The organism is Halomonas marinisediminis (assembly GCF_004347715.1).
Classification (GTDB): Bacteria; Pseudomonadota; Gammaproteobacteria; order Pseudomonadales; family Halomonadaceae; genus Halomonas; species Halomonas icarae.
Window position 1 is genome coordinate 49,286 of the sequence record NZ_SLTR01000010.1, and the last position, 20,985, is coordinate 70,270.

Annotated in this window: 19 protein-coding genes; 7 read left to right on the forward strand and 12 right to left on the reverse strand. The window is 65.7% G+C overall.

What is annotated here, in order from left to right; genetic code table 11:
* Nucleotides 1-108 precede the first annotated feature (108 nt).
* The 4 genes from E0702_RS09005 to E0702_RS09020 all read left to right on the forward strand — a co-directional run bounded on the left by E0702_RS09005 (nt 109) and on the right by E0702_RS09020 (nt 4,761).
* Nucleotides 109-1,596, forward strand: coding sequence for a SulP family inorganic anion transporter (locus E0702_RS09005; protein ID WP_132043002.1), 1,488 nt, complete (start codon nt 109-111; stop codon nt 1,594-1,596).
* 73 nt (nt 1,597-1,669) lie between these two features.
* Nucleotides 1,670-2,524, forward strand: a complete 855-nt coding sequence (locus E0702_RS09010; protein WP_132043004.1) for a universal stress protein — start codon at nt 1,670-1,672, stop codon at nt 2,522-2,524.
* Between the two features lie 43 nt (nt 2,525-2,567).
* Nucleotides 2,568-2,942 carry a RidA family protein gene (locus E0702_RS09015; RefSeq protein WP_132043006.1) on the forward strand — a complete coding sequence of 125 codons (375 nt, stop codon included), beginning with the start codon at nt 2,568-2,570 and terminating at the stop codon, nt 2,940-2,942.
* 220 nt (nt 2,943-3,162) lie between these two features.
* Nucleotides 3,163-4,761, forward strand: a complete 1,599-nt coding sequence (locus E0702_RS09020; protein ID WP_132043008.1) for a solute:sodium symporter family transporter — start codon at nt 3,163-3,165, stop codon at nt 4,759-4,761.
* A 96-nt stretch (nt 4,762-4,857) separates the two neighbouring features.
* Here E0702_RS09020 and E0702_RS09025 read toward each other — a convergent pair whose 3' ends face one another.
* Nucleotides 4,858-5,718, reverse strand: coding sequence for a MurR/RpiR family transcriptional regulator (locus tag E0702_RS09025; protein ID WP_132043010.1), 861 nt, complete (start codon nt 5,716-5,718; stop codon nt 4,858-4,860).
* Nucleotides 5,719-5,945: 227 nt separating this feature from the next.
* Between E0702_RS09025 and zwf the strand changes: the two genes are divergently transcribed.
* Genes zwf through E0702_RS09040 form a run of 3 tightly spaced genes read left to right on the forward strand, consistent with a single transcriptional unit; the run spans nt 5,946 to nt 8,793 of the window.
* Nucleotides 5,946-7,439 (forward strand): glucose-6-phosphate dehydrogenase, encoded by a 1,494-nt coding sequence (gene zwf, locus E0702_RS09030; protein WP_132043012.1) that lies wholly within the window; start codon nt 5,946-5,948, stop codon nt 7,437-7,439.
* Nucleotides 7,440-7,441: 2 nt separating this feature from the next.
* The gene (pgl, locus tag E0702_RS09035; RefSeq protein WP_132043014.1) at nt 7,442-8,113 is read left to right on the forward strand and encodes a 6-phosphogluconolactonase; all 672 of its coding nucleotides are present in this window, start codon (nt 7,442-7,444) and stop codon (nt 8,111-8,113) included.
* A gap of 17 nt (nt 8,114-8,130) precedes the next feature.
* Complete coding sequence (locus E0702_RS09040; RefSeq protein ID WP_132043016.1) at nt 8,131-8,793, forward strand: bifunctional 4-hydroxy-2-oxoglutarate aldolase/2-dehydro-3-deoxy-phosphogluconate aldolase; 663 nt, start codon at nt 8,131-8,133, stop codon at nt 8,791-8,793.
* Between the two features lie 117 nt (nt 8,794-8,910).
* On the opposite strand, the gene E0702_RS09045 is transcribed toward E0702_RS09040, so the two are convergent.
* The 11 genes from E0702_RS09045 to glk all read right to left on the reverse strand — a co-directional run bounded on the left by E0702_RS09045 (nt 8,911) and on the right by glk (nt 20,974).
* Nucleotides 8,911-9,795, reverse strand: a complete 885-nt coding sequence (locus E0702_RS09045; RefSeq protein ID WP_132043018.1) for an SMP-30/gluconolactonase/LRE family protein — start codon at nt 9,793-9,795, stop codon at nt 8,911-8,913.
* Nucleotides 9,792-10,403, reverse strand: coding sequence for a 2-dehydro-3-deoxy-6-phosphogalactonate aldolase (locus E0702_RS09050; RefSeq protein WP_132043020.1), 612 nt, complete (start codon nt 10,401-10,403; stop codon nt 9,792-9,794). The genes E0702_RS09045 and E0702_RS09050 overlap by 4 nt, the downstream gene beginning before the upstream one ends.
* Before the next feature lie 24 nt (nt 10,404-10,427).
* Nucleotides 10,428-11,477 carry a 2-dehydro-3-deoxygalactonokinase gene (locus tag E0702_RS09055; protein WP_132043022.1) on the reverse strand — a complete coding sequence of 350 codons (1,050 nt, stop codon included), beginning with the start codon at nt 11,475-11,477 and terminating at the stop codon, nt 10,428-10,430.
* Nucleotides 11,474-12,244, reverse strand: a complete 771-nt coding sequence (locus E0702_RS09060) for an SDR family NAD(P)-dependent oxidoreductase (RefSeq protein WP_132043024.1) — start codon at nt 12,242-12,244, stop codon at nt 11,474-11,476. The genes E0702_RS09055 and E0702_RS09060 overlap by 4 nt, the downstream gene beginning before the upstream one ends.
* Nucleotides 12,245-12,274: 30 nt before the next feature.
* Nucleotides 12,275-13,423, reverse strand: coding sequence for a galactonate dehydratase (gene dgoD, locus E0702_RS09065; protein WP_132043026.1), 1,149 nt, complete (start codon nt 13,421-13,423; stop codon nt 12,275-12,277).
* Entirely contained in the window at nt 13,420-14,229 is an 810-nt protein-coding gene (locus E0702_RS09070) for a FadR/GntR family transcriptional regulator (RefSeq protein WP_132043028.1), read from the reverse strand. The genes dgoD and E0702_RS09070 overlap by 4 nt, the downstream gene beginning before the upstream one ends.
* 164 nt (nt 14,230-14,393) lie before the next feature.
* A complete protein-coding gene (locus E0702_RS09075; protein WP_132043030.1) occupies nt 14,394-15,389 on the reverse strand; it encodes a Gfo/Idh/MocA family protein in 996 nt (331 codons plus the stop codon).
* Nucleotides 15,390-15,554: 165 nt separating this feature from the next.
* A complete protein-coding gene (gene pgi, locus E0702_RS09080) occupies nt 15,555-17,243 on the reverse strand; it encodes a glucose-6-phosphate isomerase (protein ID WP_132043032.1) in 1,689 nt (562 codons plus the stop codon).
* Nucleotides 17,244-17,872: 629 nt separating this feature from the next.
* On the reverse strand, nt 17,873-18,829 hold the full coding sequence (locus E0702_RS09085; RefSeq protein ID WP_132043034.1) for a carbohydrate kinase family protein: 957 nt from the start codon (nt 18,827-18,829) through the stop codon (nt 17,873-17,875).
* A 57-nt stretch (nt 18,830-18,886) separates the two neighbouring features.
* Nucleotides 18,887-19,987 carry an aldose epimerase family protein gene (locus tag E0702_RS09090; protein ID WP_240721704.1) on the reverse strand — a complete coding sequence of 367 codons (1,101 nt, stop codon included), beginning with the start codon at nt 19,985-19,987 and terminating at the stop codon, nt 18,887-18,889.
* Between the two features lie 21 nt (nt 19,988-20,008).
* Nucleotides 20,009-20,974 (reverse strand): glucokinase, encoded by a 966-nt coding sequence (gene glk, locus E0702_RS09100; RefSeq protein WP_202597194.1) that lies wholly within the window; start codon nt 20,972-20,974, stop codon nt 20,009-20,011.
* Nucleotides 20,975-20,985: the final 11 nt, after the last annotated feature.

The following is a 20,985-nucleotide window of genomic DNA, read 5'->3' on the forward strand; positions in this document are numbered from 1 at the left end:
TCCACCCGGCGTGCCCATCCCTGACGCTCGAATGAGGCAGGGAGGCATGCCCACGGCACGTCCCCTGACGCCTCATGGCCTTCCAATCACTCCTGACTGGACCGCAGCATGTACGAAAAGATGAAACAGAGCTGGTTCTCCAATCTCAAGGGCGACACCCTGTCGGGAATCGTCGTTGCCCTGGCGCTGATCCCCGAGGCGATCGCCTTCTCGATCATCGCCGGGGTCGACCCCAAGGTGGGACTCTATGCGTCCTTCTCCATGGCGGTGATCATCGCCTTCGCCGGAGGGCGGCCTGGCATGATCTCGGCGGCCACCGGGGCGATGGCACTGCTGATGGTCACCCTGGTCAAGGAGCATGGCCTGCAGTACCTGCTGGCCGCCACCCTGCTCACCGGGGTCTTGCAGATCATCGCCGGCTATCTGCGCCTGGCCGATCTGATGCGCTTCGTGTCGCGCTCGGTGGTAACCGGTTTCGTCAATGCCCTGGCGATCCTGATCTTCATGGCCCAGCTGCCGGAACTGACGGGGGTGACATGGCATGTGTATGCCATGACCGCAATGGGACTGGCGATCATCTACGGCTTCCCCTATCTGCCGAAGATCGGCAAGTCGGTCCCCTCGCCACTGGTCTGCATCCTGGTGCTCACCGCGGTCTACCTGCTCACCGGCATGGAGATTCGCACCGTCGGCGACATGGGCGAGCTGCCCGATACCCTGCCGGTCTTCCTGTGGCCCGAGGTGCCGCTGAATCTCGAGACGCTGATGATCATCCTGCCGTACTCGATCATGCTCACCGTGGTGGGCCTGCTGGAGTCGATGATGACCGCCACCATCGTCGACGACCTGACCGATACGCCCAGCGACAAGAACCGTGAGTGCAAGGGGCAGGGCCTGGCCAATATCGGCACCGGCCTGATCGGCGGCATGGCGGGCTGCGCGATGATTGGCCAGTCGGTGATCAACATCAAGTCGGGAGGGCGGACGCGCCTCTCTACCCTGATCGCCGGGGTCGTGCTGCTGCTGATGGTGGTGTTCCTCGCCGACTGGGTCTCGCAGATCCCCATGGCCGCCCTGGTCGCGGTGATGATCATGGTCTCCATCGGCACCTTCAGCTGGAGCTCCATCAAGGACCTCAAGAAGCATCCCATGAGCACCAACATGGTCATGCTGGCCACGGTGGGCGTGACGGTAGGCACCCATAACCTGGCGATCGGTGTCTTCGTCGGTGTGCTGCTCGCCGCCATGAACTTCGCCAACAAGGTGGGCAATATCCTCTACGTTGGCGCCGAGACCCCCGAGGAGGGTCATCGTGTCTACAGGGTGGTGGGTCAGGTGTTTTTCGCCTCCTCCGAGCGTTTCGGCAGTGCCTTCGACCTCAAGGAGACCGTGAAGAAGGTCACCATCGATTTGTCACGCGCGCATTTCTGGGACATTACCGCCGTCCAGGCCCTGGACCGCATCGTGATCAAGTTCCGCCGCGAGGGTACCGAGGTGGAGCTGGTCGGCCTCAACGAGGCGAGTGCCACCATCGTCGATCGTTATGCGGTGCATGACGACCCCGAGGCCGTCGAGAAGCTGATGGGCGGACATTGACCCGTCGGCAGGATGATGTAGAACGATGGTGTACTAACGTAATGGATACCAACGCCAGCTTCAGGACAAGACGATGACAGAACAGGTGATGGCCGCCATTGACGGCTCGAAGTTCTCCGAGGGAGTGTGCGACTACGCCGCCTGGGCCAGCCAGGCGCTGGGGGCTCCGCTGACCTTCCTGCATGTGAATGACAACCACCCCCAGACCGCCGAGACGGACCTGTCCGGCAACCTCGGCCTGGGCGCTCGGGAGCATCTGCTGGAGGAGCTGGCCCAGCTGGATGAGAAGCGCGCCAAGGTGGCCCAGGAACAGGGGCGGCTGATGCTCAAGGCGGCCAGGGAGCGTGCTGTCGAGCGCGGTGTCGATGATCCCGCCGTTCGCCAGCGCAACGGTACCCTGGTGGAGACCCTGGAGGAGCTTCAGGAGGAGATCCGTCTGCTGGTGGTGGGCAAGCGCGGTGAGACCGCCCACCAGGACAGCGGCCATCTGGGCTCCAACCTGGAGCGAGTGGTGCGCACCCTGCATCGGCCGATCCTGATGGTGCCGGATACCTTCCGTCGTCCCGAAAGGGTGCTGCTCGCCTTCGATGGCAGCAAGACCACCCGCAAGGGCGTCGAGATGCTGGCCCGAAGCCCGCTGTTCGACGGCGTCCCGGTGCACGTGGTGATCGTCGGCGCCGAGACCGGCGACAACCGCTCGCAGCTCGATTGGGCGCTCTCGACCCTGCGCGAGGCCGGTCACGAGGCCGAGGGCGCCATCCGCGCCGGCGAGGTGGAGGCGACCCTGCGCGCCTACAAGCAGGAGCACAACATCGACCTGCTGGTGATGGGGGCCTATGGCCACTCGCGCATTCGCCACCTGCTGGTGGGCAGCACCACCACCGCCATGCTGCGTAATGCCCGAGGGCCGGTGCTGCTGCTGCGCTGATCCCGTAGCAAGGGTTCTAACCGCCAACATGAGGAGAAAGACGATGACGATCAACCGCTACGACACCAAGGCACGCATGAGTCGTGCCGTCATCCACAACGGCATCGCCTACCTGTGCGGCCAGGTGGCCGGCCCCGAGGCACGCCATGGCGACATCACCGCCCAGACCGAGAGCATGCTGGCCCGTGTGGATTCGCTGCTCAAGGAGGTGGGCAGCGATCGTGAGAGCCTGCTGACGGCCACCATCTATCTCAAGGATGGTCATGACGTTGCCGCCATGAACGCGGTGTGGGACGCCTGGGTTCCCGCCGGCCACGCCCCGGCACGTACCTGCGTCTGTGCTCCGATGCCGGCCGATGAGCTCAAGGTCGAGATCACCGTTACCGCCGCCGTGGCCTCGATCGACTACAGCTACTGAGGCCCTGGCGCCCGGGTGTCGCCCCTGGCGGGGTGCGCTCCGGCGCGAAGTGTTAGCAGCTCTCAGCTTGGTAAGATTAACAAAGGTTTCGTCCTGTTTTTGACCAAAGTCGAATATTGACGAAGGGGTATCCGGCTAGAATGGCGTGACAATTCTTAATGTCAGACATTCCGGCCGGCTGTGGTCGGGCCCCGACACCGACAGATAGAGAGGCTCCCCCATGCATGCCCTCACCCTGGCGTCCTTCCTGTTCTTCACGGGACTGGTCGCCTTCATCACCTGGCGCATCACGCGCCGTGACGACCACTCAAGCACCAAGGGTTACTTCCTTGCCGGCCGCACCCTGACCTTTCCGCTGATTGCGGGGTCGCTGCTGATGACCAACCTATCCACCGAGCAGATGGTGGGTCTCAATGGCGCTGCCTTCACCGATGGCCTGAGCGTGATGGCCTGGGAGGTGGTGGCCGTCATCGCATTGGTGGCGTTGGCTCTGTTCTTTCTGCCTCGCTTCCTGAGAAGCGGTATCGCGACGCTGCCGCAGCTGCTCGAGATCCGCTTCGACCGTGGCACCCAGCTGATCACCAACATCATCTTCCTGATCGCCTATGCGGTGATCCTGCTGCCCATCATCCTCTATTCAGGGGCCATGGGACTGCAGGGCATGCTCGATCTGCAGGGGCTTACCGGCATTCAGTCGCCCACCCTGCTGCTGTGGCTGACCGTCTGGATCGTGGGCATCATCGGCGCCGTCTATGCGCTGTTCGGTGGGCTGCGTACCGTTGCGGTTTCCGACACCATCAATGGCGTGGGGCTGCTCGTTGGTGGCTTCGTGATCGTCTATTTCGGCCTTCAGGCGGTCAGTGATGGCAGTGGCGTGCTGGAGGGCTGGAATACCCTCAAGGCAAGCAATCCGGAGAAGCTCAACTCCATCGGTAGCGCCGACCAGCAGGTGCCTTTCCTTACCCTGTTTACCGGGGTATTTCTGATCAATGTCTTCTACTGGACGACCAACCAGCAGATCATCCAGCGCACCTTTGCGGCCAAGAACCTCGCGGAGGGCCAGAAGGGCGTGTTGCTGACCGGCTTCTTCAAGCTTCTGGGGCCGCTCTACCTGGTGCTGCCGGGGATCATCGCCTATCACCTCTACGCCGATCAGGGGGTGCGCGCCGATGAGGCCTATGGCCAGCTGGTGTTCAATGTACTGCCGCCATACCTGACGGGCTTCTTCGCCGCGGTGATGGTGGGTGCCATCCTCTCGTCGTTCAACTCGGCACTCAACAGCACCACGACCATCTTCAGTCTGGGGATCTACAAGGGGGTGCTCAACAAGGAGGCCAGCGAGGAGCAGGTGGTCAAGTCGGGCAAGGTGTTCGGCTGGGTCATGGCGGTAGTGACCATGATCATCGCGCCGTTGCTGGCGGGGCAGGAGAGCCTGTTCGGCTATCTGCAGAAGATGAATGCCATCTACTTTATCCCCATCCTGGCGGTGGTGCTGGTAGGCCTACTTACCCGTCGGGTTCCGCCCATGGCAGCCAAGATTGCGCTGATCGGGGGCTGTCTGCTGATCGCCGCCGGCTACTTCGTGCCGCCCTTCAACAAGTTGCCCGTGATCATGCATGAGTTCCACTTCGTGACTCTGGTCTTTGTGCTGCTGGTGGCGATGATGCTGTTGATTGGCAAGCTGCGTCCACGTGACACCGCCTGGGTACATGAGGACGTGAAAGCAGTGGACCTGACACCCTGGAAGGGAGCCGTGCCCGTGGGGATCGTGCTAGTGGTGCTGGTGGTGGTGATCTACGCGGCCTTCGCCGGCGTATAAGACGCAAGCCAGCATCCTTCTGCTGATCCCCCTCTGCTGTCAGAGACAAGCGCCGCCCCGCCGAAGCTCGGTGGGGCGGCGTTGCGTCGATGGGGGTCAGTCGTCGCTACCGGGGTAGCGGGTATCCTGAAGGCTATCCTTGATTTTCTTTAGGTGGCCGAGGAAGTCTTCACCGCGACGCAGGGTGACCCCGGTGGCCAGCACATCGATCAGTGCCAGCTGGATCATTCTCGAGGTCATGGGCATGTAGTAGTCGGTATCCTCGGGGGTCGCGACCTCCAGGGTCTCGCTGCACTCCCGGGCCAGGGGGGAGTTTGGCGCGGTGATGCCCAGCACCACGGCGCCGTTCTCGCGTGCCAGCCTGGCAATGTCGACAAGCTCGCGGGTGCGGCCGGTCCAGGAGATGACCACCACGACATCCCCGGTATGGCAGGTGGAGGCCACCATGCGCTGCATCAGCACGTCGATATAGGCAGTGACCGGCAGGTTGAAGCGGAAGAACTTGTGCTGAGCATCCTGGGCCACGGCACCCGAAGCGCCCAGGCCGAAGAAGTGAACCTGCTTGGCCTGTATCAGGAAATCGACCACGCGCTCGATGCGGGTGACGTCGGTCTGGCGACGCGCCGCATCCAGGGCGGCGATGGTGGCCCCGAAGATCTTCTGGGTGTAGTCGGCGGCGTTGTCGTCGGGCTCTACCGCCTGGCTGACATAGGGAGTGCCTCTGGCCAGGCTCTGGGCCAGCTTGATCTTGAAGTCTGGATAGCCCTTGGCGTCGAAACTGCGGCAAAAGCGATTGACGGTGGGTTCGCTGACGGACGCGGCCTGTGCGAGGGTAGCGATGCTCATGCCGGTAGCGGCCGCCGGGTCGGCGAGAATCACGTCGGCGACCTTGCGTTCGGAGCGGTTGAGTTCCTCGAGGCGCTGTCGGATGCGATCGATCAGGTCGTGACGGGCCATGGGGGGGCGAGCTCTCCGTGCTGGGGCGGCGCGCGGCCGCGAGTTGGCGCGATGGTGGAAAATGTGGTGATTTAACTACATGGTGGTGGCTATCCTAGCTCGCCCTCCCGGTGTTAGGCCACAAGAGGTGGCCTACGAGCTATTTGTTTTTGTAAGATTACTATTGGTGCTTGCTTTTTCTGCGCCGTGTGCGTATTTTTTTTGTAAGTTAACGAAAGGGGGTGGGGATGAGTCGACACAACCAAGTCGGGGAGGCGATCAGCACCGAAATTGATCTGGCGCTGTTCGGCGCACTCGGCGACCTGGCCCAACGCAAGCTGTTTCCGTCACTGTTTCATCTGGAGCGTGAAGGGCTGCTGGATCCCGCCACTCGTCTGCTGGGGCTGGCCCGACAGGAGCATGACCGGGACAGCTTTCGAGCGCAGGTCGAAAAGACGCTGAAGACCCGCGTCAAGGCCGAGGAGCTTGATCGTGAGGCCCTGGAGCGTTTTCTGGCGCGTCTCGATTTCCTGCAGCTCAACTTTACCCACCCCGAGGGTTATGCCGCCATCCATGAATGGCGTCAGGGTGCCGAGCGGCCGATGGTGGTCTATCTCTCGGTGGCCGCCAGGATCTACGGCGATATCTGCCGGCACCTCGAGTCCACCGGCTGCCTCGATGACGAGTCACGCGTGGTGGTCGAGAAGCCGATCGGCTACGACCTGGCCTCTTCTGCCGAGATCAACGACGCCATCGGCGCCGTTTTTCCCGAATCCCGCATCTATCGTATCGACCACTACCTGGGCAAGGAGACGGTGCAGAACCTGATCGCGCTGCGTTTCGCCAACCCGCTGTTCGGCACCCAGTGGAATCAGAACCATATTTCGCATGTGGAGATCACCGTGGCCGAGCAGGTCGGTATCGAGGGGCGCTGGGGCTACTTCGATGATGCCGGCCAGCTGCGTGACATGGTCCAGAACCACCTGCTGCAGCTGGTCTGCCTGATCGCCATGGATCCTCCGGCGAACCTGGATGCCGACGCCATCCGCGATGAGAAGGTCAAGGTACTCAAGGCGCTCAAGCCCTTCACCGACGACATGCTGGGGCGTGACGTGGTGCGCGGCCAGTACATCGCCGGCACCATCGACGGCAGGAGCGTGCCCGGCTACCTGGAAGAGGAGGGCGCCAATACCGAGAGCCATACCGAGTCCTTCGTGGCCATGAAGACCGGCGTTGCCAACTGGCGCTGGGCCGGGGTGCCCTTCTATCTGCGCACCGGCAAGCGCATGCCCGAGAAGCTCTCGCAGATCGTGATCCACTTCCGCCAGCAACCTCACTATATCTTCGATCCGGACCAGCGTGATCTCGCCGCCAACAAGCTGGTGATCCGCCTGCAGCCCGAGGAGGGGATTGCCCTGGAGGTGCTGACCAAGGACAGTGGCCTGGACAAGGGCATGCGGCTGCGACGTGGCCCCCTACACCTGGACTTCAACAGCGCCTTTCCCAAGACGCGGATTCCCGATGCGTATGAGCGACTGCTGCTCGAGGTGATGAAGGGGCAGCAGTATCTCTTCGTGCGTCGCGATGAGGTGGAGTACGCCTGGCGGTGGTGTGACAGCCTGAACGCTGCCTGGAAAGACCGGGACGAGCCGCCTCGCCGCTATCCAGCTGGCTCCTGGGGACCCGTCGCGTCCATCGCCATGATCACCCAGGATGGCCGCAGCTGGTATGAGGATTATTGAACATGACGAACGTTTCTCCACGTGAACAGCTTGCCCGGCAGCTGGCCGAGGCGGTGGCCGAGGCCCTGCGCGCCGATCTTGAGCACCATGACCACGCCCTGCTGGTGGTCTCCGGTGGCTCGACGCCGGTACCGTTTTTCACCGCGCTGGCCGCCTGCCGGCTACCCTGGGAGCGGGTCCAGGTTACCCTGGCCGACGAACGCTGGGTGGGCGAGACGGCCGACGACAGCAACGCCCGCCTGGTGCGAGAGCATCTGCTGTGCGGCCCGGCGGCGGCGGCCACCTTCGCGCCCCTGACCAGCGACCACCCCACCCCCGAGCAGGGGACCGAGGTCGTGGCCGAGCGCATCGAGGCCCTGGCCTGGCCGGCCAGCGTGGTGATTCTCGGCATGGGGGGCGACGGCCACACCGCCTCGCTATTTCCCGATAGCCGCGAGCTCGACCTGGCGCTGAGCACCGACGCCACCACGGTGGCCGTGCGGACGCCGAGTCAGCCCCAGCCGCGCATCACCCTGAGCGCCGAGCGGCTGCACCAGGCGCGCCGCCATTTTCTGCATATCACCGGTGGCGACAAGCGGGCCGTGCTGGCCCGAGCGCTGGCCGGCGACGACGTCCGTGAACTACCGATTCGCGCCTTTCTGGCCTGCCCGTTGGCGACCTACTGGGCCCCCTGAGTTTTGGAGATATCTTCATGATCCCCGACAAGCAGCTTCCCTCGACCCGGACTACCGAGCTTGACAGCATCTGCCTCAAGGCCGAGGTCATCCCGGTGCTGGCCATCGAGCGTATCGAGGATGCCGTGCCTCTGGCTCGCGCTCTCTTCGAAGGTGGCCTCGCCGTGCTGGAGGTCACCCTGCGCACCGACTGTGCCCTGGAGGCGATTCGACGCATCAAGGAGGCGTTGCCCCAGGCCAGCATTGGCGTGGGTACCGTGCTGACGCCGGCCCAGTACCGGCAGGCCGAGGAGGTGGGAGCCGACTTCATCGTTACCCCCGGCACCACCGAGGCGCTCTATCGCCATGGCGTGGGCAGCCCGGTGCCCATGCTGCCCGGAGTGGCCAGTGTCTCCGAGCTGATGACCGGCTGGCAGTTTGGCTACCGCCGCTTCAAGTTCTTCCCCGCCGAAGCCAGTGGTGGCGTCAAGGCGCTCAAGGCCTTTGCGGGTCCCTTGCCCGAGGCGAGATTCTGCCCCACCGGCGGCATCAATCTGGACAACGCGGCAGACTATCTGGCGCTTCCGAACGTGATGTGTGTGGGGGGATCCTGGTTGACGCCGAAATCACTGGTCGATGCCGAGGACTGGAACGGCATCCGCCAGCTGGCCCGGGAAGTGGCGGAGCGTTACCACCACTGATGGTTTCATGACCCTGTGCTCTATCGACAGCCAGTCGCTGTCGCCTTTCACCCGGCCTTCCATGGCCGGGTTTTTTACCTATGCCCTATGTCAGCTCGGCCCTATGTCAATGCGGCTCTATGTCAGTCGCAGTAGCGGCTCGGCCAGTCCGGTCACGCCGACATCGGCCACGAACAGGGCGCCCGCCAGTGGCTGAGCGGCGAGTGAGGCTTGGTCCAGGCCCTCCCGGGCGGTGGTGATATAGAGTCGCTCGAGGTTCTTTCCGGCGAAGACGGGGCAGGAAGGCTGGGTCACCGGGAGCTCGATCTTGGCGACGATATGGCCGTCGTGGTCCAGTCTTACCACCTGGCCGGCGCCCCACAGGGCGAGCCAGAGGTAGCCCTCGGCGTCCACCACCGCGCCGTCGGGATGGCCCGAAGTGGCCGAGACGTCGGCCCAAGGGGTAGGCTCCTCCTGCGGCCAGCCTTCACGATCCAGGGCCCAGCGCATCACCACGCCGGTCACGGTGTCGGTAAACCAGGCAAACTCACCGTCGGGCGAGAAGCAGATGGCATTGGGGATGGTCAAGCCGGTACGCAGACGCGTCAGCTCACCCCGGTGCAGGCGATAGAGGCTGCCGGCACCAGGCTCGGCTGCCTTGCCCATGCTGGAGAGCCACAGGCTGCCGTGGCGGTCGACACGGCCATCGTTGCTGCGGGTGACGGGATTGTCGGCCTCGAAGTCGAGGAGTGTCTCGACTCTTCCGCTATGGGGGGCAAAACGACTGAGGCGGTCCTCGCCCACCAGCAGAAGCTCCCCACCCGCCAGGGGGGCGGCCAGGGAGACCCGATGGTCGAGGGCGTGCTGGCCGGTGGCCCCGGTGGAGGGTGCCAGCCAGTGCAGTCGCCGAGCGAGAATGTCGCACCAGTAGAGGCGTCCCGTGGCGGCATGCCACTGGGGGCCTTCGCCCAGCGTGCAGCGGCTTGCCACGGCGAGCTCTGCGGTAAGGGCCGGCAGGCTCATGTCTCGTCTCCTGCGGCACGCCAGGCCGCCACCAGCGCCTGGGCCTGCTCGCCCACGACTGCCGGACTCTGGCCGGGGCGGTAGAGAGCGCTGCCCAGGCCGGCGCCATCGATGCCGGCGGAGCGCCAGGCGGCAAAGTTGTCCACGCCGATGCCACCCACCGCATAGAGCCGGGTGCCGGTGGGGAGCACGGCACGCATGGCCTGCATGCCCTCGAGACCCACCTGGATCGCCGGGAACAGCTTGAGGCCGCTGGCGCCTGCTTCCAGGGCGTCGAAGGCCTCGGAAGGGGTGACGATGCCCGGCCAGCTCTGCATGTCGAGACGACGGCTCTCCTCGATGACCGCCGGCCGGCAGTTGGGCGACACCACGAGTCGACCGCCGGCGGCGAAGACGTCGCGTACCTGGGAGGGCGTCAACACGGTGCCGGCGCCCACCAGGGCTCGATCGCCCAGGGTGTCGGCCAGGCGGCGGATGCTCTCCAGCGGGTCGGGGGAGTTGAGGGGCACCTCGAGGGTGGTGATGCCGGCGGCGAGCACCGCTTCACCCACCGCCACCGCCTCGTCGGGGGTGACGCCGCGCAGGATGCCGATCAGAGGCAGGGTCATGTGTCGATCTCCATCAACGGGGATTCAGGCGCCTGAGGCGCGGTTCATGGCGGCCTGGCTCAGGGTGCGATTGGCCAGGCTCAGGCCGGCGAGCACGGCGCTCTCGCCGTCCAGCGTGTGGCTGGTGTGGCCCAGGGTCGAAAGCGCCAGGGCGTAGCGCGCGCAGAGCGTGTCGTTGCCGATCAAGGTGATGTCCCGGGCCGCGGCCGACTCGAGCCTCAGCTCGTCTTGCAGTCCCGCGAGCTCCAGGCCGATGACGAGACCCGACAGACGCGCGGCGAGGCGAGCGCCACGGGCCTCGCCGACCGGCAGGCCGTCGTCCAACAGGTCGCGGGCACGCAGGCCGAAGAGCCTGGCGGTGAAGGCGGCGGGGGCCTCGTTGATCTCGCGCACAGCCGCAATGAAGCACTCGCGATTGCCCGGGTCGCTCGGGTCGTCGCTACCGTCTGGATGATCGAGGGAGTGGCGCAGTACCGACTGGTGGGCCAACAGGTCGTATAGCTCGCCGGTCATGCAGGTGGTGAAGCGGGTGATCGCTCCCGCATTGAGCCATGCCCACTTGGCGTGGGTGCCGGGCAGGCAGGCGAGCCCCGTGACAGGGGAGAAGGCCTGCTCTCGCCCATCGTGACCGGTATCGACACGACAGAGGCCGGCCAGCTGCGTCTCCTCGCCGCGCATCACGTCGAAGCCGTGCTGCTGGTCCCCGGCTGCCTGGCAGAGCCCCGGCAGCAGGGTGACCTCCAGGCGTGGATCCTTGAGCGAGGGCCTCACCGCGCCCCGAGACAGATTGTCCAGCCGGGTCGGCACCGGCAGGTAGGCGGCCTCGAGCCAACCCTGGCGAGCGCCTGCCATGCCGCATATCCGCACCGGCACATGGCCCGTGGGGGGCATCCAGTCGCCGATCACCCGCTTGAGTTCGGCCTCATAGTCATGGGGTCTCAGCGAGAGCATGCCGCGCCGAGAGTCGCAGCGAGCCAGCACCCTGTCCTGGGCGTCCAGGGCCCAGGCGCGAAGATTGCTCGAGCCCCAGTCGACAGCGACCCAGGCCAGCGACTCGGCCACCGACTGGCTCATGCTCGACCCCCATCGATGATCAGCTCCTGGCCGGTCATCATCCGCGATGCCCGGGAGGCCAGGAACAGGCAGGGACCGATCATGTCTTCCACCGGAATCGGCTCCTTGAGGCACTGCTGAGCCAGACACTCCTGAAGATCGGCCTCGTTGACCCAGAGCGCCTTCTGACGCTGGGTCATCACCCAGCCGGGTATCAGGCAGTTGACGCGGATGGCATCGGGGCCCAGCTCGCGGGCCAGTGCCCGGGTCAGGCCCAGAATGCCGGCCTTGGCGGTGACATAGGCCGGGTAGCCGGCAAGGCCCAGGTGCACGCTGTTGGAGGAGAGGTTGATGATCGCGCCGCCGCCCAGCTCGCGCATGTCGGCGGCGACGGCCTGGGCGGTGAAGAACTGCGGCCGCAGGTTGGTGGCGAGGGAGTCATCCCACTGCTCGGTGCCCCAGTCTTCGAGGCGATGGCGGGTGTCCCTGGCGGCATTGTTGACCAGTACGCCGATCGGGCCATGGGCATGACGCGCCTGGGCAATGGCCGCCTGGAGTGCCGTCACGTCACGGATATCACAGATGATGGCGAGCGGCCGGTTGGCGTACTTCGCCTCCATGGCATCGCAGAACGCCTCGGGATCGTCCAGGTCGACGAAGGCCACCCTGGCATCCTGGGCCAGGAAACCCTCGGTCAGGGCCGCGCCGATGCCCGAGCCACCGCCGGTGATAAAGACGCTCTGGCCCTTCAGGTCGCCGAAGGCCAGGTCGTTGAAGCTGAAACTCATCGCTTTCTCCTCACTCTGCCCACTCCACGCTTACCACTCGGCGATGGAGCCATCTTCGTGGGTCCATACCGGGTTGCGCCAGCGGTGGCCGACCTTCGCGCGCTCCTCGACGAAGGCCTCGTCAATCTCCACGCCGAGCCCCGGCCCCTGGGGGATGGCGCAGAAGCCCTCATCGATGGCCAGCGCCGACTTGTCGACCAGGTAGTCCAGCACGTCGTTGTCGCGGTTGTAATGGATGCCCATGCTCTGCTCCTGGATGAAGGCGTTGTGACACACCGCATCGAGCTGCAGGGAGGCGGCCAGGGTCAGCGGGCCGAGCGGGCAGTGCGGGGCCAGCGCGACATCATGGGCGGAGGCCATCGAGGCAATCTTGAGCCCCTCGCTGATGCCGCCGCAGTGGGAGAGGTCGGGCTGGATGATATCGATCATGCCGTCGGCGAGCAGGTCGCGGAACTCGAAGCGGGTGTGCAGTCGCTCGCCGGTCGCCAGGGGATACCCCAGGCCACCGGCGATCTGCTTGAGGCAGGGCAGGTGCTCGGGGGCCACCGGCTCCTCGACGAACATCGGATGGAAGGGTTCCAGCTCACGCAGCAGCGCCTTGGCCATGGGCCGATGGACCCGGCCATGGAAGTCGATGCCGATGCCCACGTCGGGGCCCACGGCGTCGCGGGCCTCCGCCACACGTGCCACCGCTTCGTCGACCTTGCGGTGGGAGTCGACGATGGCGAGCTCCGCGGTACCGTTCATCTTGAAGGCGGTAAAGCCCTGTTCGACCAGGGCACGGGCCCCGGCGCCCACGTCACTCGGACGGTCGCCGCCCGTCCAGGCGTACATGCGCATGCGATCGCGCACCGCGCCGCCCAACAGCTGGTGCACCGGAACTCCCAGATCGCGGCCCTTGAGGTCCCAGAGCGCCTGGTCGATGCCGGCGATGGCACTCATCAGGATCGGCCCGCCACGATAGAAGCCGGCGCGATATAGCGTGTTCCACAGGTGTTCGATGCGGTGCGGGTCCTGGCCGATCAGATAGTCGGCGAGCTCGTGGACGGCGGCCTCCACGGTGGCGGCGCGACCCTCGATGACCGGCTCGCCCCAGCCGTAGCACCCTTCATCGGTTTCGATCTTGAGGAACAGCCAGCGCGGGGGGACCTGCCAGGTCTTGAGTCGGGTGATCTTCATGGGGAGTCCTCGGAAGCGAGATGGGAGTGAGAGGGAGCGGGCACGATGGCCAGGTCGATGGCGGTACGCCGGAGTACCTCGCGGGCGGCACTCTCGGCGGCGGCGGCATCACGTCGGTTGATGGCCTCCAGCACGCGGCCGTGGCGGGCCAGGCTGTCGCCGAGCCCTTCGTGCTCAGCGGAGACCCGCGCCTGGGAACTCTGGATCAGGGCAATGATCGAGGGACGCAGCAGATGGCCCATCTGGCGCCAGACCAGGTTGTGGCTGGCGCGATAGATGGCGTCGTGGAAGGCCACGTCGTGTTCGGCGTGAAGGTCGCGGGCGCCGGGCTTGTCGGCGGTGGCACACATGCCCTGATAGGCGGCCGCCAGACGATCGAGGTCCGCCGGCTCTGCGGCCTCGGCAGCGAGCCGGGCGACCACCGGTTCCGCCGAATAGCGGAAGGCGAAGATCTCACGGATCAGGGAGGCATCGAGGCTCTCGATGCCGGTCATCCAGTCGCTGACGAGCGGGTCGAGCAGGTGCCAGTCATCGACCATGCGTACCACACTGCCGCGGCCGGCGGTGCGCTCGATCAGCCCGGTGGCGGTGAGACTGGCCAGGGCGTTGCGAACCTGATTGCGACTCACCGCGAAGTGATGGCAAAGATCCATCTCCTTGGGGAAGTCATCGCCGGGTCGCCAGCGGCCGGCGAACAGCGCCCGGGCCAGCAGGCGAGCCAGCGCCTCGGCGCCTCCCTGGTGGCGGGGGAGGTCACTCAGGGAGGTCGTGCGGGGCTCGGTCGAGGGGGCTGCCTTGTCAGACATGGCATCGCTCCAGCGTTGGCAATGTACCTAGATTAATAAATGTCTGACATTTTAACAAGCCGTCAGGGCGGCCGGCCGGTACCAGGCATGTCACAGCGTGGTAGAGGCCGAGGCAGCCTGGTTCGGTGCCGGTGGTTGGTCAGGGGGCTAGGAGAGGCGTCGGCCTATGCGCGAAGGCGAATCGTGCACTCCTGATGCAGCGACTCCCGGCAGGCCGCCAGTAGTTGCGCCTGGTCGGCGAGCTCGGTGGGGGCATCCGGAGCTGGGCCTTCACCCAGGGCCCAGGCGGAGAAGGCCTCGACCTGGGCCGGATACTGATCGCCGTAGACCGGCTCGCGGCGGGTGCGGCCCCGTTCGTCGGTGATGACGATCTCGCCCACGCCGCCCTGCTTGTCGGGACGGAAGGCGGAGGGGAGCAGCAGGCTGCCGTGGCTACCGATCACCTCGTAGCGGTTGAGCATGGTCTGTTCGAAGCTGGCGCCGAACTCTGCCAATCGGCCGTCGCCGTAGCGCAGCACGCCATTGGCGCTGGTGTCGACGCCGAGCGTCTCGGGTACCCGGCCCACCACCGTGACCGACTCGGGCATGCCGAGCAGGCGACGGATCACATCCAGTGGATAGCAGCCGACGTCGTGGAGGCTGCCGCCGGCGGCATCGGCGGAGAGGCGGATATTGTCGCTGTCCAGGGCCAGGGGAAAGGAGAAGAGCCCGCGCACCTGGCGGACCTCGCCGATCTCGCCACGCTCGATAAGCTCTCGGGCCCGGAGGTGCTGAGGGTGATGGCGATACATGTAGCCCTCCATCAGCGCCACCCCGGCCCTGTCGCAGGCCTCCTGCATGGCGCGTGCCTCCTCGGCGTCGAGGGCGGCGGGCTTCTCGCACAGCACATGCTTGCCGTGACGTGCCGCCTCGCACACCCAGCGAGCATGGAGGTGATTGGGCAGTGGCACATAGACCGCTTCCACATCCGGGTCTTCCAGCAGCTGGCGGAACCCCTCGTGGGCCCGGGGGATGCCGTATTCCGCGGCCACATCACCGGCCTTGCCGCTTTCGCTGGCGATGGCGGTGAGGCGTGCATTGGGCGCGGCCTGGATGGCCGGGATCATCGCCTTGCGGGCGATGCCGGCGGTGCTCAGTATGCCCCATTGTAGCTGGCGCATGTCGGCGTCTCCTTGCTGGGGTAGAGGCCTGGCATGGCAGGCCTGTCTGTGTGGTGCGCTTGTCCCGGTTCACCCGCCGGAACGTTTGGCCGCTTGTCGATTGGCTAGCAGGGAACATGCCTCACCGGCCATCGTGGGTCCAGAGGCGTAACCATCAAGATGGTGTCAGCGGCTGGGTGCTCGGCTGCTGGCCTTGCCCTTTGCCCCCTTGCCGGACCTGGGTGCCGCGGGTTCTGGTGTCGCGCTGGCGTGTCCGGGAAAGTGCTCCCTGACCCGCATGAGCAGGCCCTGGGTGGAGGCGTCGAAGTCCTGGCTCTGGGCGTCGAGGCGACTGCTGATCTCCCCGGCGATGCGCTTGCCGAGCTGCACGCCCCACTGGTCAAAGGAGTTGATGTTCCAGATCACCCCCTGGACGAATACCTTGTGCTCGTAGAGCGCGATCAGTGCACCGAGGTTCCTGGGCGTCAGCTCGTCGAGCAGCAGGGTGCTGGAGGGGCGGTTGCCTGGACAACTGTAGGGGTCGAGGTCGCTGCCGCCTCCCTCTCCCCCCTTGAGGCTGCCCTCCATGAAGGCGTTGGCCTGGGCCAGCATGTTGGTGAGCAGGGCGAAGTGATGGTCCTCCACCCCCGGTTCCGGCTTCAGGCTGGCGATGAAGTCGATGGGAACATAGCGGGTGCCCTGGTGGAGCAGCTGGAAAAAGGCGTGCTGGCCGTTGGAGCCGGTCTGGCCCCAGACGATCGGTCCGGTCTTGTAGTCCACCGGCTGACCGAAGATGTCCACCGACTTGCCGTTGGACTCCATGTCGAGCTGCTGAAGGAAGGCCGGCAGCTGATGCAGGGCCTGGTCGTAGGGCACGATGGCCTGGGTCTCGGCGCCGTGGAAGTTGATATACCAGATGCCGATCAGGGCCATCAGCACCGGCATGTTGGCGGCATTGGGCGCGGTCAGGAAGTGCTGATCCATCTCGTAGGCGCCCTCGAGCATCGCCATGAACCCCTCGAAGCCCACCGCCAGGGCGATCGGCAGGCCGATCGATGACCACATCGAGTAGCGTCCTCCGACCCAGGCCCAGAACTCGAAGATGTTCTCCTCGCGAATGCCGAAGTCCATCGCCGCGCGCTTGTTGGTGGAGGCGGCGACAAAGTGGGCGCCGACGTCGGCGTCCTCGCCGGCGTTATCGACGAACCAGCGCCGCGCGGTCTTGGCGTTGAGCAGTGTCTCCTGGGTGGAAAAGGTCTTGGTGGAGACGATGAACAGGGTGGTGGCAGGGTCGAGGCGACGCAGTACTTTCTGGATATGCGTGCCGTCGACGTTGGAGACGAAGTGGAAGTTGAGGTCGCTCTGACGATACTTGAGCAGTGCCCGGCACGCCATGTTGGGGCCCAGGTCCGAGCCGCCGATGCCGATATTGACCACATCCTTGATGCGCTGGCCATCGTAGCCCTTCCACTCGCCGCTGCGTACCGCTTCGGAGAAGCGCTGGATTTGCTCCCGGGTGCGCTGGATCTCGGGCATCACATCCTGGCCGTCGACCATCAGCGGGCCTTCGCCAAGGTTGCGCAGGGCGGTATGCAGCACCGGGCGGTTCTCGGTGACGTTGATGATGTCGCCGGAGAACATCTGGGCACGACGCTGGACCAGTGCCGAGTGATCGGCGAGCTCGAGCAGGGTGTCGAGCACGGCCGGGGAGATATGGTGCTTCGAGTAGTCGAGGAACAACCCTCCGACACGCAGGCTCATCTTGTCGTAGCGCTGGGGGTCGGCGGCGAAGTAGTCGCTGATGCGGTCGTGGCGAGTCTGGTCATGCAACTGGGTGAGGGCTTGCCAGGTGACGCTGCGGGTAAGCTGGAACATCGTGGACCTCGTCGGGATTTTGGGAGGCAGGGGGCAATCGGTGGACCGGCCGGAGACTCGGTAGCCGGACCCGGCAATGCACATCTCGAATGCGTGGCTCGGCCTGTCAGTTTCTGCCGTTGGCGGGCCAGCCACTCACCGTCACCGGGTATGGATTAACGTCCTCGACGGCGATGATGTTCAGGAAGGTATCGAATATGTAGTTATTTTACTACCTGGAGATCTTTATACGAAGGTCTATGAACCTGTAGGGGCTTGCCGAGGTGTTGGCGAGGATGGCATGGGGGCGCGATGACAGTGAGTTGTCATAATGGGATGTTGTAAAGTTACAGAGAGTCCGGTCCTGGCTGCCGCCAGGGTGGCGCCCTGAGCAAGGGTGACGTCGCCATGGCCGGTGAGGTCGCTCGAAGTGCAGTTCATCACATGTTACCGGGAAGCGTGGCATGGACCTTCAAGAAGATGTTGTCTATGTCTTGGTATCGGCCCGGGTATCCGCTTGAGCGTCTTGATCCGGTAGTTCATGACTTCCAGTCCGCTGGTGTTCAACTCGGTGCCGGTTGCTGGACAGGGTGCCTGTAAGATAATGCGTTAATCGCCTTGCAAGGTATCTCAGGCCGTCGTGGTGCCCATCAGGCCGGCGAAAGGTTGGTTTGGGTGGGCAGGGCGACATAGCTGCCCGGGCGGGTGACGGCATGGGCACCGCAGCGGCAGGCGAACGCCAGTGCGGCTTCCAGGCGTTCCGCGTCGCGATGCCAACCCTCCTCGAAGCCACCTTCGGCGAGGGCGGCCAGCAGCCCACCGATAAAGGCATCGCCACCCGCCGTCGTATCCACCGGCACGACGGTCGGTGGAGTGATCGACAGTGACACTTCCGCGCCAAGGGCGCGCACGCTTCCACCGCCATCGGTGACCACGATCAATCTGACGCCGGCGGCCAGGCGCTCGGCCAGCCAGCTCTCCTCCGGATGGTCGCCACGCAGATCGTCGACCTCCTCCCGGGAGAGCTTGAGCAGGTCGGCGGCGTCGAGCAGTCGGGTGACCAGGGCGCCGTCGGCTTTGCCACGGGGCCAGAGGTTGTGGCGCAGGTTGGCGTCCACGCTGACCAGACAGCCGGCCCGCGATGCCATCTCGGCCATGGCCAACGTGGTCTTGGCGATCTCCGGTTCAGTCAGGCTATTGCTGCAGAGGTGCAGAATGGCGGGCTCGTCGAAGACCCCGGCAGGCAGGTCCGGCAGGCGATAGAGCAGATCGGCCGCGGGGGGGCGGTAGAAGTCGAAGGTGCGCTCGCCGCTCGCATCCCGGGAGACGAAGGCCAGCGCCGTGCGCGCTTCGCGGGTGCGCCGCACCCCGGAGAGTTCGACGCCCTGAGCGGCGAGTTCGGCGGCCAGGAAGTCGCCGAAGTGATCGTCGCCGAGCATGCCAAGGAAACGGCTGGGCACCCCCAGCCGTGCGCAGGCCACGGCGACGTTGGCCGGAGCGCCGCCGGCGTAGGGGGTGAAGGTCTCCGTGGTCCCATCGGCAGTGTCCCCCAGACGGCTGGAGAGCATGTCGACGAGGGCTTCACCGAAGGCGATAACGGGCAGCATGGTCGTTGATCCTTGTCGTTGATCCTTGTCGTTGATTCTTCTTGGTGGGGCTGGCGGTCAGGCGTCTTCTGCCCGGGACAGGGTGGTACCCAGCAGATGCTGGGCGCCGGGCACCAGCCACACCGGGTCGAGACGGGTGTTGGCGGCCTCCACGCAGAGGAAGTGGCGACCCACCTCGGCCGGTGTATCGGCGGGCAAGGCATCATCGCCGGGGTGCCAGACCACCGCCGAGTCGCTGCCCTGGCGAGCGATGCGCAGGCGGCGGTTGCCATCGTCGAGGGTGAGCTCGGCATTGCTGTGATAGATGCGATCCAGCGCGCCACGCACGCCGAGTTCGCCCTGCTGCTCCCGCTCGGCGAAGCCGGCCAGCTTGTCGAGATAGCGGGCGCCGGGGAGGCCTTCCAGGCGGCACCCGAAGGCGTCGGTTACCGCCAGATAGGTGTGCAGCGCACCGCTCATCTTCACCGGCGTCTCGCCGGTGTGTTCGGTGATGAGCTCCACATGAAGGCGGTTGGCGTTGGCCTGGATCACCGCTCGCGGAGTGAGCTGACTATGCAGGCGTGACTCGGGGGAGAGGTGAAGCTCCACGCCCTCTTCATGTTTGTCCACCGCGTCGAGGCGCCACGCCGCCTTGCGCGCCGGCCCATGCAGCGGGCCGGAGCGGTCCGCACTCTCATCGGCCGTGTGCTCGTCGGCGAACCAGGGCCAGCAGAGCGGGATACCGCCGCGGATGGCCCCGGGCGGGTCCTGGGGCGTGGGCGTTACCCATAGCCAGCCGCCGGCCGCCATGCCTTCGGGTGCCTCCGCCGCGTCGGTTGGAAGAGCGCCTGCGGCTTGCGCGGCATCGGGCGCGTTAGGAAGAGCGCCAGCGGCTCGCGCGGCTTCGGGCGCGTTAGGAAGAGCGCCAGCGGCTCGCGCGGCTTCGGGCGCGTTAGGAAGAGCGTCAGCGGTTCGCGCGGTTTCGGGCGCGTTAGGAGAAGCGCCTGCGGCTTGCGCGGCATCGGGCGCAGGAAAATAGTGCAGCACCTGGGCCCCCTGCAGCGAGACGACAAGCTCGCCCCAGGTTTCGTTGGCCAGCCATATCTCGCGGCCATGCCATTCGGCACGACGCTGGCCGTCGGTATCATCGAGCAGGGTTCGCAGACTTGCGGGAATCATCGTTTGACCTCTTCCGTCGAGCTATTCGACTTCTTCATTGTGCAGTGCCTCGGCGGCGCCCAGCAGGCCCGGCCATGGCGCCGTGACGACATGGATCGGGATCGCGGCATTGTAGGCATGCATGCGCCCCTTGTCGGCGAAGGCCTCGCGGAAGCGACTTTCGGGCAGCCAGTCGAGCAGCCGTGGCAGGATGCCACCGCATAGCGTGACACCGCCGCGGGCGCCCAGGGTGAGTGCCGCATCGCCGCAGACATCGCCGAGGATCTTCAGGAATCGCAGCAGGGTATCACGGGCGATGGGGTCCTCGTCGGCGGCCGCTGTCACCTGGGCCGGCGTGGAGAACGCGGGCGTGGCGCTCTCCAGTGAGCAGTGGGCGAGGTAGAGGTCGAGCAGCCCCTGGCCACAGAGAACGCGCTCCACCGAGACGCGCCCGTAACGGTGATGGAAGTGGTGAAGCAGCTGTCGTTCCCGCTCATCGGTGGGGGCGAAGGTAATGTGGCCTCCCTCACCCGGCAGCGGGATCCAGGCGTGGCGTCCGGGGAAGAGGGTGGCCACACCGAGGCCGGTGCCGGGGCCGATGACCAGCCGGGCGGCGTGGGGAGTCGCCTGGCCGGACTGGATCTCGACCAGCTCCTCCTCGGCCACATGGGGTACTCCCAGGGCCTGGGCGGTGAAGTCGTTGATCGCCTTGAAGAGGGTGAGCCCGAGCTCGGCCTGGACCGCGGCGCGCGAGAAGACCCAGTGGTTGTTGGTCATCTTGATGCGGTCGTCATGCACCGGGCAGGCGAAGGCCAGGCACGCCTCTCGCGGTGCCTGTGTGCCGGTGGCGCCCACGCGGGCAAGGTAGTCCTGCACCGCTTCCACCAGGCCGGGGTAATCGGCGCAGGGCAGGCTGAGGATATCGTGAGGGGCGACTCCCCCGGGGGTGACCAGCGCGAAACGTGCGTTGGTCCCACCGATGTCACCGATCAGGGCCGGTCGTATCATTGCAGAGATCC

Bases quoted from the DNA above. Each gene is read 5' to 3' on its own strand.
- E0702_RS09055 (WP_132043022.1), bottom strand. From the start codon at position 11,477: ATGAGCCAGTCGGTGGCCGAGTCGCTGGCCTGGGTCGCTGTCGACTGG.
- pgi (WP_132043032.1), bottom strand. From the start codon at position 17,243: ATGTTCCAGCTTACCCGCAGCGTCACCTGGCAAGCCCTCACCCAGTTG.
- dgoD (WP_132043026.1), bottom strand. From the start codon at position 13,423: ATGAAGATCACCCGACTCAAGACCTGGCAGGTCCCCCCGCGCTGGCTG.
- E0702_RS09025 (WP_132043010.1), bottom strand. From the start codon at position 5,718: ATGGCCCGTCACGACCTGATCGATCGCATCCGACAGCGCCTCGAGGAA.
- zwf (WP_132043012.1), top strand. From the start codon at position 5,946: ATGAGTCGACACAACCAAGTCGGGGAGGCGATCAGCACCGAAATTGAT.
- E0702_RS09005 (WP_132043002.1), top strand. From the start codon at position 109: ATGTACGAAAAGATGAAACAGAGCTGGTTCTCCAATCTCAAGGGCGAC.
- E0702_RS09070 (WP_132043028.1), bottom strand. From the start codon at position 14,229: ATGTCTGACAAGGCAGCCCCCTCGACCGAGCCCCGCACGACCTCCCTG.
- E0702_RS09040 (WP_132043016.1), top strand. From the start codon at position 8,131: ATGATCCCCGACAAGCAGCTTCCCTCGACCCGGACTACCGAGCTTGAC.
- E0702_RS09010 (WP_132043004.1), top strand. From the start codon at position 1,670: ATGACAGAACAGGTGATGGCCGCCATTGACGGCTCGAAGTTCTCCGAG.
- E0702_RS09085 (WP_132043034.1), bottom strand. From the start codon at position 18,829: ATGCTGCCCGTTATCGCCTTCGGTGAAGCCCTCGTCGACATGCTCTCC.
- E0702_RS09060 (WP_132043024.1), bottom strand. From the start codon at position 12,244: ATGAGTTTCAGCTTCAACGACCTGGCCTTCGGCGACCTGAAGGGCCAG.
- E0702_RS09050 (WP_132043020.1), bottom strand. From the start codon at position 10,403: ATGACCCTGCCTCTGATCGGCATCCTGCGCGGCGTCACCCCCGACGAG.
- E0702_RS09020 (WP_132043008.1), top strand. From the start codon at position 3,163: ATGCATGCCCTCACCCTGGCGTCCTTCCTGTTCTTCACGGGACTGGTC.
- E0702_RS09045 (WP_132043018.1), bottom strand. From the start codon at position 9,795: ATGAGCCTGCCGGCCCTTACCGCAGAGCTCGCCGTGGCAAGCCGCTGC.
- pgl (WP_132043014.1), top strand. From the start codon at position 7,442: ATGACGAACGTTTCTCCACGTGAACAGCTTGCCCGGCAGCTGGCCGAG.
- E0702_RS09015 (WP_132043006.1), top strand. From the start codon at position 2,568: ATGACGATCAACCGCTACGACACCAAGGCACGCATGAGTCGTGCCGTC.
- E0702_RS09090 (WP_240721704.1), bottom strand. From the start codon at position 19,987: ATGATTCCCGCAAGTCTGCGAACCCTGCTCGATGATACCGACGGCCAG.
- E0702_RS09075 (WP_132043030.1), bottom strand. From the start codon at position 15,389: ATGCGCCAGCTACAATGGGGCATACTGAGCACCGCCGGCATCGCCCGC.
- glk (WP_202597194.1), bottom strand. From the start codon at position 20,974: ATGATACGACCGGCCCTGATCGGTGACATCGGTGGGACCAACGCACGT.